Origin of the sequence: Luteimonas yindakuii (assembly GCF_004803715.2) — a bacterium.
Classification (GTDB): Bacteria; Pseudomonadota; Gammaproteobacteria; order Xanthomonadales; family Xanthomonadaceae; genus Luteimonas; species Luteimonas yindakuii.
In genome coordinates this window covers 1,455,461-1,470,357 of the sequence record NZ_CP039383.2, presented here as the reverse complement: position 1 = coordinate 1,470,357, position 14,897 = coordinate 1,455,461, and the positions used below count along the sequence as shown (strand labels likewise).

General features: G+C 68.3%; 15 protein-coding genes. 13 read left to right on the top strand and 2 right to left on the bottom strand.

Going from position 1 to position 14,897, the window contains the following annotated elements:
- The first annotated feature begins 4 nt into the window (after window positions 1-4).
- The 8 genes from E5843_RS06715 (at window position 5) to phoU (ending at window position 7,763) form a co-directional block, all read left to right on the top strand.
- Window positions 5-751, top strand: coding sequence for a phasin family protein (locus E5843_RS06715; RefSeq protein WP_166815936.1), 747 nt, complete (start codon window positions 5-7; stop codon window positions 749-751).
- Between the two features lie 69 nt (window positions 752-820).
- On the top strand, window positions 821-1,768 hold the full coding sequence (locus E5843_RS06710) for a restriction endonuclease (protein ID WP_136412217.1): 948 nt from the start codon (window positions 821-823) through the stop codon (window positions 1,766-1,768).
- A 190-nt stretch (window positions 1,769-1,958) separates the two neighbouring features.
- Window positions 1,959-2,981 carry a phosphate ABC transporter substrate-binding protein PstS gene (gene pstS, locus E5843_RS06705; RefSeq protein WP_136412216.1) on the top strand — a complete coding sequence of 341 codons (1,023 nt, stop codon included), beginning with the start codon at window positions 1,959-1,961 and terminating at the stop codon, window positions 2,979-2,981.
- Window positions 2,982-3,156: 175 nt separating this feature from the next.
- Window positions 3,157-4,263, top strand: coding sequence for a phosphate ABC transporter substrate-binding protein PstS (gene pstS / locus E5843_RS06700; protein ID WP_136412215.1), 1,107 nt, complete (start codon window positions 3,157-3,159; stop codon window positions 4,261-4,263).
- A 21-nt stretch (window positions 4,264-4,284) separates the two neighbouring features.
- Window positions 4,285-5,259: a phosphate ABC transporter permease subunit PstC gene (gene pstC, locus E5843_RS06695; RefSeq protein ID WP_136412214.1), complete on the top strand. Its 975-nt coding sequence runs from the start codon at window positions 4,285-4,287 to the stop codon at window positions 5,257-5,259.
- A 5-nt stretch (window positions 5,260-5,264) separates the two neighbouring features.
- Window positions 5,265-6,143: a phosphate ABC transporter permease PstA gene (pstA, locus tag E5843_RS06690; RefSeq protein ID WP_134674613.1), complete on the top strand. Its 879-nt coding sequence runs from the start codon at window positions 5,265-5,267 to the stop codon at window positions 6,141-6,143.
- Window positions 6,144-6,175: 32 nt separating this feature from the next.
- Entirely contained in the window at window positions 6,176-7,003 is an 828-nt protein-coding gene (gene pstB, locus E5843_RS06685; RefSeq protein ID WP_136412213.1) for a phosphate ABC transporter ATP-binding protein PstB, read from the top strand.
- Between the two features lie 58 nt (window positions 7,004-7,061).
- Entirely contained in the window at window positions 7,062-7,763 is a 702-nt protein-coding gene (gene phoU / locus E5843_RS06680) for a phosphate signaling complex protein PhoU (RefSeq protein ID WP_136412212.1), read from the top strand.
- A 9-nt stretch (window positions 7,764-7,772) separates the two neighbouring features.
- Here phoU and E5843_RS06675 read toward each other — a convergent pair whose 3' ends face one another.
- Window positions 7,773-8,336, bottom strand: a complete 564-nt coding sequence (locus E5843_RS06675) for an NUDIX hydrolase (RefSeq protein WP_136412211.1) — start codon at window positions 8,334-8,336, stop codon at window positions 7,773-7,775.
- A gap of 164 nt (window positions 8,337-8,500) precedes the next feature.
- Between E5843_RS06675 and E5843_RS06670 the strand changes: the two genes are divergently transcribed.
- Together E5843_RS06670 and E5843_RS06665 are read left to right on the top strand one after the other, a co-directional pair.
- Window positions 8,501-9,970 (top strand): amino acid permease, encoded by a 1,470-nt coding sequence (locus E5843_RS06670; RefSeq protein WP_134673268.1) that lies wholly within the window; start codon window positions 8,501-8,503, stop codon window positions 9,968-9,970.
- An 81-nt stretch (window positions 9,971-10,051) separates the two neighbouring features.
- Window positions 10,052-11,353, top strand: a complete 1,302-nt coding sequence (locus E5843_RS06665) for an amino acid permease (RefSeq protein ID WP_141065822.1) — start codon at window positions 10,052-10,054, stop codon at window positions 11,351-11,353.
- Window positions 11,354-11,452: 99 nt separating this feature from the next.
- Here the strand turns inward: E5843_RS06665 and E5843_RS06660 are convergent, their stop codons facing one another.
- Window positions 11,453-12,781 carry a dicarboxylate/amino acid:cation symporter gene (locus E5843_RS06660; protein WP_141065821.1) on the bottom strand — a complete coding sequence of 443 codons (1,329 nt, stop codon included), beginning with the start codon at window positions 12,779-12,781 and terminating at the stop codon, window positions 11,453-11,455.
- A gap of 101 nt (window positions 12,782-12,882) precedes the next feature.
- Between E5843_RS06660 and E5843_RS06655 the strand changes: the two genes are divergently transcribed.
- The 3 genes from E5843_RS06655 to mtnC all read left to right on the top strand — a co-directional run bounded on the left by E5843_RS06655 (window position 12,883) and on the right by mtnC (window position 14,896).
- Window positions 12,883-13,524: a methylthioribulose 1-phosphate dehydratase gene (locus E5843_RS06655; RefSeq protein ID WP_136412207.1), complete on the top strand. Its 642-nt coding sequence runs from the start codon at window positions 12,883-12,885 to the stop codon at window positions 13,522-13,524.
- Between the two features lie 113 nt (window positions 13,525-13,637).
- On the top strand, window positions 13,638-14,186 hold the full coding sequence (locus tag E5843_RS06650; protein ID WP_134673264.1) for a 1,2-dihydroxy-3-keto-5-methylthiopentene dioxygenase: 549 nt from the start codon (window positions 13,638-13,640) through the stop codon (window positions 14,184-14,186).
- A gap of 8 nt (window positions 14,187-14,194) precedes the next feature.
- On the top strand, window positions 14,195-14,896 hold the full coding sequence (mtnC, locus tag E5843_RS06645) for an acireductone synthase (RefSeq protein WP_136412206.1): 702 nt from the start codon (window positions 14,195-14,197) through the stop codon (window positions 14,894-14,896).
- The last annotated feature ends 1 nt before the right edge of the window (window position 14,897 follow it).

Sequence of the window (14,897 nt, the reverse complement as noted above, 5' to 3'; positions counted from 1 at the left end):
CAGCATGGCCACGTACAAGAAGCCCGACGGCACGCACACCTCGAGCCCGCCACCGCCGCCACCGGAGACATCGTTTCCGCGGGCGCTCGGCGAATCCGCGCAGCAGATCTGGCTGGCCGGCCTCGGCGCGCTCGGACGTGCGCAGGAGGAAGGTGGCCGCCTGTTCGAGACCCTCGTCCGGGAGGGCCGCGAGGTGGACAACACCGCACGCGAGCACCTGGATGCGCATACCAGTAGCCTGCGCGACGGCGTCGAGTCCACGGTCGATGGGGCGCGCGAGCAGGTCACGGCTGGCTGGGAGCGCGTCGAGCGGCTGTTCGACAGCGGACTTCAGCGCACCCTGACCCGCCTCGGCGTGCCGACCCGGCGCGACGTCGCCGAACTCAATGCGCGCGTCGAGGCCCTGACGGCCGAGTTGCGCAAGCGCGACGCCGCCGCACGCAGGGCGAAGGCCAGCGCCACCGCCGGTACCCCGATGGCGCTGCGCGCGCGCCGGGCGCCCGGCGCAGCCGTTCCACGGCGACGGGGGCTGCAGGGTCGACGACCACGCCGGGTGGCACGGCGCCCTCCACCGTCGCCCCGGGCGCCGCTTCCACGCCGTCGTCCACCCCGGGAACGGGTAGCGGAGGCGCCACATCCAGCACCGGGGCTGCGTCGACAGCGCCGCTGCCGTCGACGTCGACGGGCCCGGACACTGGCGCTTGAGGCACGGCCATCGGCCCCACGCGGCGCCGGCCAGCAGCGCCTTTAAACGCCCGGCCGAATCCGTCTATCCTGCCGGCCGCCGGCAACAGGCGTCCGGTGCGAAGAAGGGGTCGTCGTGAGTGCAGTGCTGCAGTGGGTCGTCGCGATCGCGGTAATGGCGTCGGTCGGGGTGGTGGGAACGTTCTATGTCCGCGGCATCCTGATGCGACGCGACGAGACCGCGGCCGGGATGCGCGCACTGGCGGCGATGTCCTGGCGCGAATTCCTGCATCTCGTGCTGGAGGCGATGGCGCGCCGCGGTTTCACCCGCGTGCTGGACAAGGAGGCCGCCTCGGGCGACAGCGAATACACCCTGGGTCGCGGCCATGAGCGCTGGTTGTTGTCGTGCAAGCACGGCAGCGCCTTCATCATCGGCAAGCTGACGGTCAACGAGCTGGTCAGCGACGTGCATATGGCCAATGCCACCGGCGGGCTGCTGGTCACCCAGGGCCGGATCGATGGAAACGCGCGCGCGGCATCGGCCAACCAGCAGATCGAACTGCTGGATGGTCCCACGCTGTGGCCCGAGGTGCGGGAGCTTCTCAAGCCCGGTCAACTGGCCGCCATCTGCGCGGGCGCCGCCCAGCGCGCACGACAGCGCACGCTGATGGTCTGGCTGGTCGCGCTGCTGGCAGGCATCGCGACCTTCGTGGTGCTGCCCGCACCGGTATCCACGCGTGTCGATACGCCCAGCGTCGCCCAGCCTGCGCCGGCAGCGGCCGTCGACAGCCCTGCAACCGCAGCGGAAGACCTGCAAGGTGACGCGGCGGAAGAGCCGTCGCCCGAGCAGCAGCGGCGCGCGGTGGTCACCTCGATCGCGACCCTGCCGATGGTCGACCGCGCGCTATGGACCACCCAGTCCACCCTGGAAGTGCATCTGCTCGATGACGATGCCGATGCGGCCTTCGCTGCGCTGTGTCCACTGATCGTGCGCCACGCCGACATCGCCTCGTCGCGCATCCAGCTCACGCCGCCGCCGGACAGTGGCGGACAGGTGCGCTTCCGCCAGTGCCGGAGCTACTGAGCGCGCCGGACTTCCGTTGGTCCGGTCCCACGACGGGGACGGCACCCGGGCATCGCCGACGGCGCGGCCGAACCCGTCACGCGGATGCGCCGTTGTCACGGCGCGGTCATCCCGCTGCCACGGTTCGATCATCGACACACGATTGAATGCGCCGCGAGCGGAATCGTCCGTTACGCATCGGGAGCACATCGTGTCCATCAAACCTCTAGTCCGGCTTGCCGCCATCGCCCTGGCTGCCTGCGTCGCCCTGCCGGCGGCTGCAGCGGAAGTCACCGGCGCCGGCGCCTCCTTCATCTATCCGGTCATGACCCGCTGGTCGGCCGACTACCGCCAGGCCACCGGGCACCAGGTCAACTACCAGTCGATCGGCTCCGGCGGCGGCATCGCGCAGATCAAGGCCGGCACCGTGGACTTCGGCTCCTCGGATGCGCCGCTGAAGCCGGAGGAGCTCGCGTCGTCCGGCCTGGTGCAGTTCCCGTCGGTGATCGGCGGGGTGGTGCCGATCGTCAACGTGACCGGCGTGGCACCCGGCGCGCTACGCCTGGATGGCGCGGCGCTGGCCAATATCTTCCTCGGCAGGATCAGCAGCTGGAACGACCCGGCAATCGTGGCGCTCAACCCCGGGCTGACGCTGCCGGCGTCGCGCATCACCGTCGTGCACCGTTCGGACGGTTCGGGCACCACCTTCAACTTCGTCAACTACCTGTCCAAGGTCAGCCCGGAGTGGAAGTCCTCGATCGGCGAAGGCACCTCTGTGCGCTGGCCGACCGGCATCGGCGGCAAGGGCAACGAGGGCGTGTCGGCCTATGTGCGCCAGGTCCGCAACAGCATCGGCTATGTGGAGCTGTCGTATGCGGTGCAGAACCGGCTGTCGCATGCGCAGATGCGCAACGCCGCCGGCCGCTGGGTGCAGCCGGGTGAGGAAAGCTTCGCCGCCGCGGCGGCCAGCGCCGACTGGGCCAATGCGCGCGACTTCCACCTGGTCATGACCAACGCCCCCGGTGAGGCCGCCTGGCCGATCACCGCCACCAACTTCATCCTGATGCGCAAGCAGCCGCGCAGTCCGGAAGGTGCGCGCCAGGCGCGGGAGTTCTTCCGCTGGGTGTACGCCAACGGCGATGCCCAGGCCCGTGCACTCGACTACGTGCCGCTGCCGGACTCGCTGGTCCAGCGGATCGAGGGCTACTGGCGCCAGCAGCAGGGCGGCAACTGACGCCGGCATCCGGCGTCCCCAAGGGCGGGCCTCAGGGCCCGCCTTTCGCGTGCGCGACCGTGAATCGCACCGGACCCCGCGGCGGCGAACGGCAGCCCTGTAATCAAGCTGAAACAAAAACATCATTTCATAGGCGCATCGCCGGGTTGCCGGCCTTCCATGATCTGGAGTGCGCATGAACCTCTCCCGGGCCCGCCTGGCCGCCCTCACCCTGTCGATCGCGTTCGGCCTGGCCGCGTGCCAGCCGTCCAACGATGCGCAGACCAGCGGTGCGCCGTCCGCGGATGGCACCGCCAGCCAGGGCAGCGGTGACCGCGTCGCCGCCGAGATCTCCGGCGCCGGTGCTTCTTTCATCTTCCCGCTGGTGTCCAAGTGGTCGGCCGACTACAACGCCGCCACCGGCCACCGCGTCAATTACCAGTCGATCGGTTCCGGCGGCGGCATCGCCCAGATCAAGGCCGGCACGGTCGACTTCGGCTCGTCCGACCGCCCGCTCGACAGCGCCGAGCTCGCCGAAGCCGGCCTCGGCCAGTTCCCGTCGGCGATCGGCGGCGTGGTCCCGGTGGTGAACATCGAAGGCCTCGCTCCGGGCCAGCTGCGCCTCGACGGCCCCACGCTGGCCGGCATCTTCATGGGTGCGATCACCACCTGGAATGACCCGGCGATCGTGGCGCTGAACCCGGGCACCGCCCTGCCGGCAGGCAAGATCAGCATCGTCCATCGCTCGGACGGCTCCGGCACCACGTTCAACTTCACCAACTACCTCTCCAAGGTCAGCCCGGAGTGGAAGTCGAAGGTCGGCGAAGGCACCACCGTGCAGTGGTCGACCGGCGTCGGCGGCAAGGGCAACGAGGGCGTGGCCTCCTACGTGCAGCAGATCAAGGGTTCGATCGGCTACGTGGAACTCGCCTACGCGCTGCAGAACAGCATGCCGTATGCGTCTTTGCGCAATGCGGCAGGCAACTGGGTGGAACCCAGCGAGACCACCTTCGCCGCGGCCGCCGAGACGGCCGACTGGGCCAACGCACAGGACTTCAACCTGGTGATCACCGATGCCCCCGGCGTGAATGCCTGGCCGATCACCGCCACCAACTTCATGCTGATGCACAAGCAGCCGCGTGACGCCGAGCGTGCACGCGCGGCGCTCGAGTTCTTCAACTGGTCGTTCGAGAACGGCAAGACCCAGGCCTCCGAACTGCACTACGTGCCGCTGCCCGAGCCGCTGGTTCAGCAGGTACGGGCGTACTGGCAGGACGCGTTCGGCTTCCAGCCGCAGCAGTAAGCACCGGCCGACGCCCCGCGCATGAACGCCACCTCCCTCCCCCAGTCGCAGCCGGCACCCACCGGCCGCGACATCCGCGACGCACGTGCGGACCGCATGTTCCGCTGGGTGCTCACCGGCACCGTGGTGTTCGTGCTGCTGGCACTGGCCAGTGCCGCGCTGTCGATGCTGTGGGGCGGGCGCGACGTGCTTGCCAGCGAAGGCCTGAGCTTCTTCTATTCCGCCGACTGGAATCCGGTCGAGAACAGGTACGGGGCGCTGGTGCCGATCTACGGCACCATCGTCACCGCGCTCATCGCGATGCTGATCGCGGTGCCGGTGAGCTTCGGCATCGCGTTCTTCCTCACCGAGGTGGCGCCGCGCTGGTTGCGCGGCCCGGTGGGCACGGCAATCGAACTGCTGGCCGGCATCCCGTCGATCATCTACGGCATGTGGGGCCTGTTCGTGCTGGTGCCAGTGATGACCGAGTACGTCACCCCCTGGCTCAACGACCACCTCGGCACCATCCCCGGCATCGGCATGCTGTTCCGGGGCCCGCCGCTGGGCATCGGCATGCTCACCGCCGGCTTCGTGCTGGCGATCATGGTGATCCCGTTCATTTCATCGGTCATGCGCGAAGTGTTCCTGACCGTGCCCACGCGGCTGAAGGAATCCGCGTACGCGCTGGGCGCCACCAAGTGGGAAGTCAGCTGGGACATCGTGCTGCCCTACACCCGCTCGGCGGTGATCGGCGGCGTGTTCCTGGGCCTCGGTCGCGCGCTTGGCGAGACCATGGCGGTCGCCTTCGTGATCGGCAACTCGGTGCGCCTGACGCCGTCGCTGCTCGAGCCCGGCACCACCATCGCCGCGCTGATCGCCAACGACTTCGGTGAGGCCACCGAGACGTATCGCTCCGCCCTGTTGCTGCTGGGCTTCGTCCTGTTCCTGGTGACGTTCGTGGTGCTGGCCATCGCCCGCCTGATGCTGATGCAGCTGTCGCGCCGGGAGGGTTCGTGATGGACATGACCGCCAACCAGGCTTCGCACGGATCCGATGCGCTGTACCTGCGCCGGCGCATCCGCAACGTGGTCGCCATCGTGCTGTCGGTGCTCACCGCCTGCTTCGGCCTGTTCTTCCTCGGCTGGATCCTGTGGACGCTGGTGACCAAGGCCGCGGGCGGCATCAACGTCGAACTGTTCACCCAGATGACGCCGCCGCCGATGGTCGAAGGCGGCCTGCTCAACGCCTTCTTCGGCAGCGCGGTGATGTGTGCACTGGCGATCGCCATCGGCACTCCGCTGGGCGTGGCCGCCGGCACATGGCTTGCCGAGTACGGCAATGCCCGCAAGGTCGGCACCGTGGTGCGCTTCGTCAACGACATCCTGCTGTCGGCGCCGTCGATCGTGCTGGGCCTGTTCGTCTACACCCTGTTCGTGATGCAGACCGGCGGGCGCTTCTCCGCGCTCGCGGGCGCACTGGCACTGGCCTTCATCGTGCTGCCGGTGGTGGTGCGCACCACCGACGAGATGCTGCGCCTGGTGCCGACGCAGATGCGCGAGGCCGCGCTGTCGCTGGGCATCCCGCAGTGGAAGGTCATCGTGCAGGTGCTCTACCGCAGCGCGATGGCCGGCATCGTGACCGGCGTGCTGCTGGCACTTGCCCGCATCTCGGGTGAAACCGCGCCGCTGCTGTTCACCGCGTTCGGCAACCAGTACTGGAACAGCGACGTTACCCGGCCGATGGCCAGCGTGCCGCTGGTGATGTACCAGTACGCCGGCAGCCCCTATGAATCCTGGCAGCAACTCGCCTGGGCCGGCGCACTGGTACTGACCGCATTCGTGCTCGTGGTCAGCCTGCTGGCCCGTGCCCTGCTGCTGCGCAACCGCATCTCCAACGATTGACCGCCATGACCCTCTTCGCGACGGACCTGTCCATGAACGAAACCACCGCCCATGCGCCGCAGCGGATCCAGGTGGCGATGCCCGAGCGCGCGGCGCAGGACGCGGCGCCGGTGAAGATCGCCGCGCGCAACCTGGACTTCCACTACGGCAAGTTCCACGCGCTCAAGGGCATCGACCTCGAGATCCCCGAGAAGCGGGTCACGGCGATGATCGGGCCGTCGGGCTGCGGCAAGTCCACCCTGCTGCGCGTGTTCAACCGCATCTATGCGCTGTATCCGGGCATGCAGGCCAGCGGCGAAGTGCTGCTGGACGGCGAGAACGTGCTGGCCCCGAAGTACCCGCTCAACCGCCTTCGCAGCAAGGTGGGCATGGTGTTCCAGAAGCCGGTGCCGTTCCCGATGACGATCTACGAGAACGTCGCCTACGCCATCCGCCACCACGAGAAGCTGTCGAAGGCGAAGATGCACGAACGCGTCGAACTCGCGCTGCGGCAGGCGGCGCTGTGGGACGAGGTCAAGGACAAGCTCGGCCAGAGCGCGCTCGGCCTGTCGGGCGGCCAGCAGCAGCGGCTGTGCATCGCGCGCGCGGTGGCGCTGCGCCCCGACGTGCTGCTGCTCGACGAGCCGACGTCCGCACTCGACCCCATTTCCACCAGCCGCATCGAACAGCTGATCGAGGATCTCAAGCGCGATTACACGATCGTGATCGTCACCCACAACATGCAGCAGGCGGCACGCGTGTCCGACTTCACCGCCTTCTTGTACCTCGGCGACCTGATCGAGCACGACACCACGCAGACGATCTTCTCCAACCCCTCGAAGCAGCAGACCGAGGACTACATCACCGGCCGGTTCGGTTGAGGCGTCGCGCCCGCCCGCCCATCGACCGCCGTCCAGACGCCATCCGCCGGAAACTGCCATGACCACGCCCCACAGCCATATCGTCAAGAGCTACGACGACGAACGCCAGCGACTGCTGGCCGAGATCCTGCGCATGGGCGAAATGGCCGCCTCGCAGCTCGAGGCCGCGCTCGACGTGATCGAGCGTCGCGACGACAGCGCCGCCGCGCGCGTCATCGCCAATGACGAGGCGATCGATTCGCTGGAGAAGGAAATCAGCCACGACGTCATGCGGCTGGCGCTGCGTGGCCCGATGGCGCGCGACCTGCGCGAGATCCTCGCCGCCCTGCGGGTGTCGTCCGACATCGAACGCATCGGTGACTACGCGGCGAACGCGGCCAAGCGTTCGATGGCACTCAACCAGTCGCCACCGTTGCCGCTGACCCGCGGCCTCAACGTGCTGGCCGAACTCGCCGTGCGCCAGCTGCGCGACGTGCTGGTGGCGTACCGCGACAGCGATGCCGAAGCGGCGCAGCGCATCCGCGCCTCCGATGCCGAACTCGACGCGCGCTACACCAGCCTGTTCCGCGAACTGCTGACCTACATGATGGAGGACGCGCGCTCGATCACGCCGTGCACCCATCTGCTGTTCATCGCCAAGAACCTCGAGCGCATCGGCGACCACGCCACCAACATCGCCGAGAACGTGTGGTTCCTGGTGCATGGCGACGACAGCCTGCCGCCGCGCGAGAAGCGCGACGCGACCAACACCGTGGGTTGAAGGCTTCCCTCAGGCATCGGCCATCCGCGCCAGCCATTTGCGCGCCATCCGCCTGAGCGACGGATCCGCGTCCGGATCGGACGCCACGACGTCGACCGGTCGCCACGCAAGAGCATGCGACTCGTCGCTCACCACGAAGCGCTCGTCGAACCCTGCGCGCACCACGTAGCGCACGTCGTGGTGCCAGTGCCCGGGCACGTCGGCGCGTTCGGGAATCCAGTGCCGGTCGAGATCGAAGATCCCGCCTTCGACCCCCAGCCCGGCCACGCCGGTCTCTTCGCAGGCCTCGCGTAGCGCGGCGGCGGCCAGATCACGATCGCCGTCCGCATGCCCGCCCGGCTGCAGCCAGCGGCCCAGCTTGCGGTGGTGGGTCAACAGGGTGCGCTGGCCGTCGGCGCTGACCAGCCAGGCCGATGCGGTGAAATGCCCGGCCAGCCGTTCGCGCCTGAAGGGATCGACGGCATCGTCGAGCAGCGCGGCGAACGCATGTGCGACGCCGGCCTCTTCGGGCCAGCGCAGGGCGTACTCGGCGAGATCCTCAACCAGCTCGCGCGATGGTGTGTCCAGGTGCATGACCAATGGCATAGGGGCAGCGCAAAGCGCAGGATTATCCACGTCTTCACCTGCTTGTGATCCCGTGGCGGCTTTGGCAAGGTACGGCGGTTGCGTTCCCGGGGGGAGCGCGCACCGCAGGCGTCCTTGCGACGTCCCGCTCGCACTCAATGCTGGGGAACAACATGCTCAGAGACCTCTTCAGGGTCAAACCGGTACAAGCCGCACCGCACGTGGACGCGGGCGAACCTGTCGAAGGGAGTCTCGAAGGCGAAGTACAACTCAAGCGCACCCTCACCGCCCGGCACCTCGTGCTGCTCGGCCTGGGTGCGGTCATCGGCGCCGGCATCTTCGTGCTGACCGGCCAGGCCGCGGCGAACCACGCCGGCCCGGCGATCATGCTGAGCTTCGTCATCGCCGGCATCGCCTGTGCGCTGGCCGGCCTGTGCTATGCCGAGTTCGCGGCCCTGCTGCCGGTGTCGGGCAGCGCCTACTCGTATTCATACGCGACGCTGGGCGAGTTCGTTGCCTGGTTCATCGGCTGGTGCCTGGTGCTGGAGTACCTGTTCGCCTCGTCGACGGTGGCGGTCGGCTGGTCCGGCTACCTGGTCAGCTTCCTCACCTCGACGCTGGGGATACCGTTCCCCGCCGAGCTCGCCGGCGCGCCGATCGCATGGGAGAACGGCGGTTTCGTCCGCACCGCGAACATGTTCAACCTGCCGGCGGTGGTGATCGTGGCCGCGGTGAGCGGGCTGTGCTACGTCGGCATCACCCAGTCGGCGTTCGTCAACGGGATCGTGGTGGCCATCAAGGTGACGGTCATCGCCGCGTTCCTGGGTGTCGGCATCTTCTACGTCGACCCCGCCAACTGGACGCCCTTCATCCCGGAGAACACCGGCCCCGGCCAGTTCGGCATGGAAGGCGTGTTCCGCGCCGCCACCGTGGTGTTCTTCGCCTATATCGGGTTCGACGCGGTGTCCACCGCTGCCGGTGAAGCCAAGAACCCGCAGCGCGACATGCCGATCGGCATCCTCGGCTCGCTGGCGCTGTGCACGGTGATCTACATCGCCGTGTGCGCCGTGCTCACCGGGATGACGCCGTTCACCGAGCTCAACACCGCCAAGCCGGTGGCCACCGCGCTCGAGCCCTATGCCGAACTCGCCTGGCTCAAGACCGCGGTGGAGATCGGCGCGATCGCCGGCCTGTCGTCGGTGATCCTGGTGATGCTGATGGCGCAGCCGCGCATCTTCTACACCATGGCCCGCGACGGCCTGCTGCCGAAGGTGTTCGGCCGCGTGCATCCGAAGCACCACACGCCTTACGTCGGCACCATCATCGTCGGCATCGCGGCCTGCCTGCTTGCCGGCCTGATGCCGCTCAGCGTGCTTGGCGAGCTGGTGTCGATGGGCACCCTGATCGCGTTCGCCACCGTGTGCCTGGGCGTGCTGGTGCTGCGCCGTACGCGCCCGGAACTGCATCGCCCGTTCCGCGTGCCGGCGGCGTCGATCATCTGCCCGCTCGGCTTCCTGGCCTGCATGTTCCTGTTCTTCCAGTCGTTCCTGGAGCACTGGCACCTGTTCACCGCATGGACGGTCGTCGGCCTGCTGATCTATTTCCTGTACGGCCGCCGCAACAGCAAGCTCAACACGCGTTGATGCCAGGCCGCCACGGCCCGCCGCGTGCGGGCCCGTGGCGCGTTTCCCGCACCCGCAGGTGCGCCCTCAGCTGGATGCGCGATGTCCACGGTCTCCACCGCCAAGAAGATCGGCCCTGTGCTTGCGACCTTCATGGTCGCCAACAACATGATCGGCTCCGGGTTCTTCCTGCTGCCGGCAACGCTTGCGCGCTCCGGCGCGGTCACCGCGCTCAGCTGGCTGCTGGCGACCTGCCTGGCGGTGGTGCTGGGCGCGGCCTTTGCCCGCCTGGCGCGTCAGTATCCGGAGATGAATTCGCCGGACGACTACGTGCGGCCGGTGCTGGGGCGTGACTTCGGCTTCCTCACCAGCACGCTGTACTGGGTGTCGTCGTGGATCGGCAACAACGCGATCGCGGTCGCCGCGTTCGGCTACCTGATCCTGCTGCTGCCGATCGAGGATGGCTACGGCGTGCGGCTCGGCGGACAGCTGCTGCTGATCTGGCTGATGTTCGCGCTCAACATGATGGGTCCGCGGCCGATCGCCCGTTTCCAGTCGTTCTGCGTGGTGTTCGGCCTGCTGCCGGTGGCCGCCGTGCTCATCGCCGGCTGGGCGAGCTTCGACCAGGGGATCTACCGCGCTGCCTGGAACGTGTCGGGCCAATCGGACGCGGCGGTGGTGTTCGGTTCGCTGGCGCCGATCTTCTGGGCGTTCATCGGCCTGGAGACCGGCGCGATGGTCGCCGGCGTGGTCCACGATCCCGACCGCAACGTGCCCCGGGCGACCATCGGCGGCATCCTCATCGCCGGCACCGTCTACCTGGTGTCGTCGGTGCTGATGATGGGCATCGTGCCGGCCCATGTCCTGGCCGATTCCAGTGCGCCGTTCGCCCTGGTGGCCGGCGAGATGTTCGGCGCCTGGGCAATCCCGGTGATTGCCGCGGCCGCGGCGATCAAGGCCACCGGCACGCTCGGCGGCTGGATGCTGGTGTCGGGCGAAACCGGTGCACGCGCGGCCCAGCGCGGTTACCTGCCGGCGATCTTCGGCCGCCTGCGCTCGAACGGTTCCGCGGGCTGGGGCCTCTTCATCGTCGCGCTGTCGATGAGCGCGATCGCGGTGCTGACCATGGCCTCCACGGTCGGCGCGCAGTTCGAGGTCATCATCGAGATGGTGGTGATGCTGGTGGTGATGGCCTATGCCACGGCCGGCCTTGCCTTGCTGCTGGGTACCCGCGAACGCCCGTCGGGCCGCCGCGAACGCATGCTCGGGATGGGCGCGCTGGTGGCCTGTGGCCTGCTGGTGTGGTCGACCCCGGTCGACACCCTGATCGGCTCGCTGGTGATCGCCCTGCTCGCCTGGGCGGCGTATCGCGGCTTCGCGCGGCGCGGCGCGGAGAGCGCTTGACCCAGCTCTTTCGCTTCACGCGGTAGCCCGCGAAGCAGCCGCTCCGGAGGGAGCTGCACCTCGATCGGGGTGCAGCTCCCCGGCTCCCCAGCAGCTCCGCTACGCGGGCCGCACACCCTCTTCCACCGGCAACACCGGCCCCGCATCCACCGGTTCGCCCTTCGACACGATCGCCGCGAGGGCAAGATCGCCGGTCACGTTGAGCGTGGTCCGGCACATGTCGAGGAAGTGGTTGACGCCGAGGATGAGGCCGATGCCGATCGGGTTGACCCCGACCATCGCGCAGATCAGCGCGATCACCGGCAACGAGCCGGACGGCACGCCGGCGGTGCCGATGCCGCCGAGGATGCACACCAGCATCACCATGAATTGCTGGCCCAGCGTCAGGTCGACGCCGAAGAACTGCGCCAGGAACAGCACGGTCACGCCCTCGAAGAGCGCGGTGCCGTTCTGGTTGGCGGTGGCGCCCACCGTGAGCACGAAGCGCGACACCCGCGGCGGCAGCTGCAGGTTCTCCTCCGCCACCCGCAACGCGGTCGGCAGCGTCGCGTTGCTCGACGCGGTGGAGAACGCCATCAGCATCGCTTCCTGGATGTTGCGGAAGAACGCCAGCGGTGAATGCCCGGCAAGCTTCAGCGCGATCGAATAGCTGATGAACATGTGCACCGCCAGCGCGCCCACCACCACGCCGACGAACGCGCCCAGGCGGATCAGCAGCTCGAAGCCGAAGATCGCGGCCAGGTTGAACATGAAGCAGAACACCGCGTATGGCGCCAGCCGGATGACCAGGCCGATCAGCGTCATCGAGACCTCGAACACGGCATCGATCACCCGCCGCAGCGGCAGGGTCTTTTCCGGGTCGGTCAGCACGATGCCGATGCCGAACATCACCGCGAAGAACATCAGCGCGAGGATCGAGGCGTTGCTGGACGCGGCGTCGATCACGTTGCTGGGCACGATCGACAGCAGCATGTCCATGCCGCGCGGCGTGTCGTCCACGCTGGCGACGATCTGCTGGGTGCGTTCGGTGTTCTCGGCGATCAGTGAGTTCGCCAGTACCGGGTCCACGCCGGCGCCGGGCCGCAGCCAGTTGGTGGCCACCAGGCCGATCACCACCGCGACCGTGGACAGCACCACCGTGTAGGCCAGCGTCTTCCAGCCGATCCGCCCGAGCGAGCGCACGTCGCCCATCTCGGCGATGCCGGCCACCAGCGCCGAGAACAGCAGCGGCACGATCAGCATGAAGATGAGATTGAGGAAGATGGTCGAAAACGGCGTGGTCACGTAACGCGTGACCGCCTGCACCCACTCGGCATCCGCGCTGGTGAGATAGGCCGCAAGACCGGCGACGAGGCCGGCGATGAAGCCGATGAGCATCTTCCAGTGCAACGGAAGCTTGCGACGCGGTGCTGCTGTTGACGACGACATGGACACCTCCCCCGGGGACGGGGCAGCTTAGGCAGGCCACGGCACGCACGCCAGTCCCCGCGGTCGACGGTATAGTGACGGCTGTTCGAGGAAGTCCTGCCATGAGCGCCGTTCCGTACGACCACAAGCAGCTCGCCGATGCCGCTGGCGAGATCATCGTCAATGTCCGTGAACTCGCGGCGCTCGGGTGGACGCCGGCCACCAGCAGCAATTTCTCGCGTCGCCTGGACGCCGCACATGCGGCAATCACCGTGTCCGGGCGCGACAAGGGGCGTCTCACCGAAGCCGACATCATGGTGGTGGACCTCGATGGAACCGCCGTCGGCAGCGACCACCGCCCCTCGGCGGAGACCCTGTTGCACACCCAGCTGTACCGGCGCGACGCCGACGTGGGTTGCGTGCTGCACACCCATTCGCACAACCAGACCGTGGCCTCGCGATTGTTCGCAGGCGAAGGCCGCGTGCGCCTGGAAGGCTACGAGCTGCTGAAGGCCTTCCGCGGCAACGCCACCCACGAAGCCGCGATCGAACTGCCGGTGCTGGCCAACAGCCAGCACATGCCGACGCTGGCGGCGCAGGTCGACACCCTGCTCGACCACGGGCCGATGTGGGGCTATCTGATCGACGGCCATGGTCTGTATGCCTGGGGCCGCGACATGGCCGAGGCGCGCCGGCACCTGGATGCGTTCGAATTCCTGATCGGTTGCGAACTCGACCTGCGACGGCTGGGCGTACGCGGCTGAACGCAGGGTCTGCCCGTTGCAGCGCCGGCGGCCTTGTATTCCGCCGGCCGCACACCCATGCAGGATCGCGTTGCTAACCTGAGCGGCCCTCACTCCGCAGCCAAGGAGCCCCCATGAGCCGACTGCGCATCTTTTCCGACGACGCACCCGACGTGCCGCTGCTGACCAGCCACGATGGCGACGAGATCGCCCGCGAACTCGCCACCATCGGCGTCACCTTCGAGCGCTGGCAGGCGAGCCAGCCGGTATCGCCCGGCGCCTCGCAGGAAGAAGTCATCGCCGCCTACCGTGCCGACATCGATCGCCTGGTCGCCGAGCGCGGCTTCAACAGCGTCGACGTCATCAGCATCGCGCCCGACAACCCGAAGCGCGAGGAAATGCGCGCCAGGTTCCTCGACGAGCACTTCCACAAGGAAGACGAAGTGCGTTTCTTCGTCGCCGGCTCGGGCCTGTTCACCCTGCATGTCGACGACCGCGTCTACGAGATCGAATGCGTCAAGGACGACCTGATCGCCGTGCCCGACGGCACCACGCACTGGTTCGACATGGGCCCGGAACCGAACTTCGTCGCGATCCGCTTCTTCCAGCAGCCCGATGGCTGGATCGGCCACTTCACCGGCACCGACATCGCGCAGAAGTTCCCGCGCTACGGGCAGAACTGAGTCCAGCCATGGCCACGCTTCCGCACACCATCCTCACCGACATCGAGGGCACCACCAGCAGCATCTCCTTCGTCAAGGACGTGCTGTTTCCGTACGCGCACGAGCGCCTGCCGGCCTTCGTTGCCGCGCACGCCGACGACCGCGAGGTACGCCGCTGGGTCGATGCCGTCGCCGGCGAGGCGGGCGTGGCCAGCGACGAGGAGGTGGTGGCGATCCTGCGCGAATGGATCGACGCCGACCGCAAGCACACCGCGCTCAAGGCGCTGCAGGGCATGTTGTGGGCCGAGGGCTACCGCAGCGGCGATTTCACCGCGCACGTCTATCCCGACGCCGTCGAGGCGCTGCGCCGCTGGCATGCCGACGGTCATCGGATCGCCGTGTATTCCTCGGGTTCGGTCCCGGCACAGCAGCTGTTCTTCGGCCATAGCGACGCCGGCGATCTCGGCGCGTTGGTCTCCGCCTGGTTCGATACCGAGACCGGCGGCAAGCGCGAAGCCGCAAGCTATGCGCGCATCGCGCAGTCGCTCGACGCGCAGCCCGACAGCATCCTGTTCCTGTCCGACGTGGTGGAGGAGCTCGACGCCGCGCGCGCGGCCGGCCTGCAGACCGTCCTGCTCGACCGCCACCAGGACTACCCGCAGCCGCGCACCGGCGATGCCACCGGCGGCCATCGCCGGGTCGAAGGTTTCGACGGGATCGACGTCGGGTGAG

Coding starts and splice junctions, on each gene's coding strand:
- E5843_RS06715 (WP_166815936.1), top strand. CDS start 5: ATGGCCACGTACAAGAAGCCCGACGGCACGCACACCTCGAGCCCGCCA.
- pstS (WP_136412215.1), top strand. CDS start 3,157: ATGAACCTCTCCCGGGCCCGCCTGGCCGCCCTCACCCTGTCGATCGCG.
- pstC (WP_136412214.1), top strand. CDS start 4,285: ATGAACGCCACCTCCCTCCCCCAGTCGCAGCCGGCACCCACCGGCCGC.
- pstA (WP_134674613.1), top strand. CDS start 5,265: ATGACCGCCAACCAGGCTTCGCACGGATCCGATGCGCTGTACCTGCGC.
- pstB (WP_136412213.1), top strand. CDS start 6,176: ATGAACGAAACCACCGCCCATGCGCCGCAGCGGATCCAGGTGGCGATG.
- phoU (WP_136412212.1), top strand. CDS start 7,062: ATGACCACGCCCCACAGCCATATCGTCAAGAGCTACGACGACGAACGC.
- E5843_RS06675 (WP_136412211.1), bottom strand. CDS start 8,336: ATGCACCTGGACACACCATCGCGCGAGCTGGTTGAGGATCTCGCCGAG.
- E5843_RS06670 (WP_134673268.1), top strand. CDS start 8,501: ATGCTCAGAGACCTCTTCAGGGTCAAACCGGTACAAGCCGCACCGCAC.
- E5843_RS06665 (WP_141065822.1), top strand. CDS start 10,052: ATGTCCACGGTCTCCACCGCCAAGAAGATCGGCCCTGTGCTTGCGACC.
- E5843_RS06660 (WP_141065821.1), bottom strand. CDS start 12,781: ATGTCGTCGTCAACAGCAGCACCGCGTCGCAAGCTTCCGTTGCACTGG.
- E5843_RS06655 (WP_136412207.1), top strand. CDS start 12,883: ATGAGCGCCGTTCCGTACGACCACAAGCAGCTCGCCGATGCCGCTGGC.
- E5843_RS06650 (WP_134673264.1), top strand. CDS start 13,638: ATGAGCCGACTGCGCATCTTTTCCGACGACGCACCCGACGTGCCGCTG.
- mtnC (WP_136412206.1), top strand. CDS start 14,195: ATGGCCACGCTTCCGCACACCATCCTCACCGACATCGAGGGCACCACC.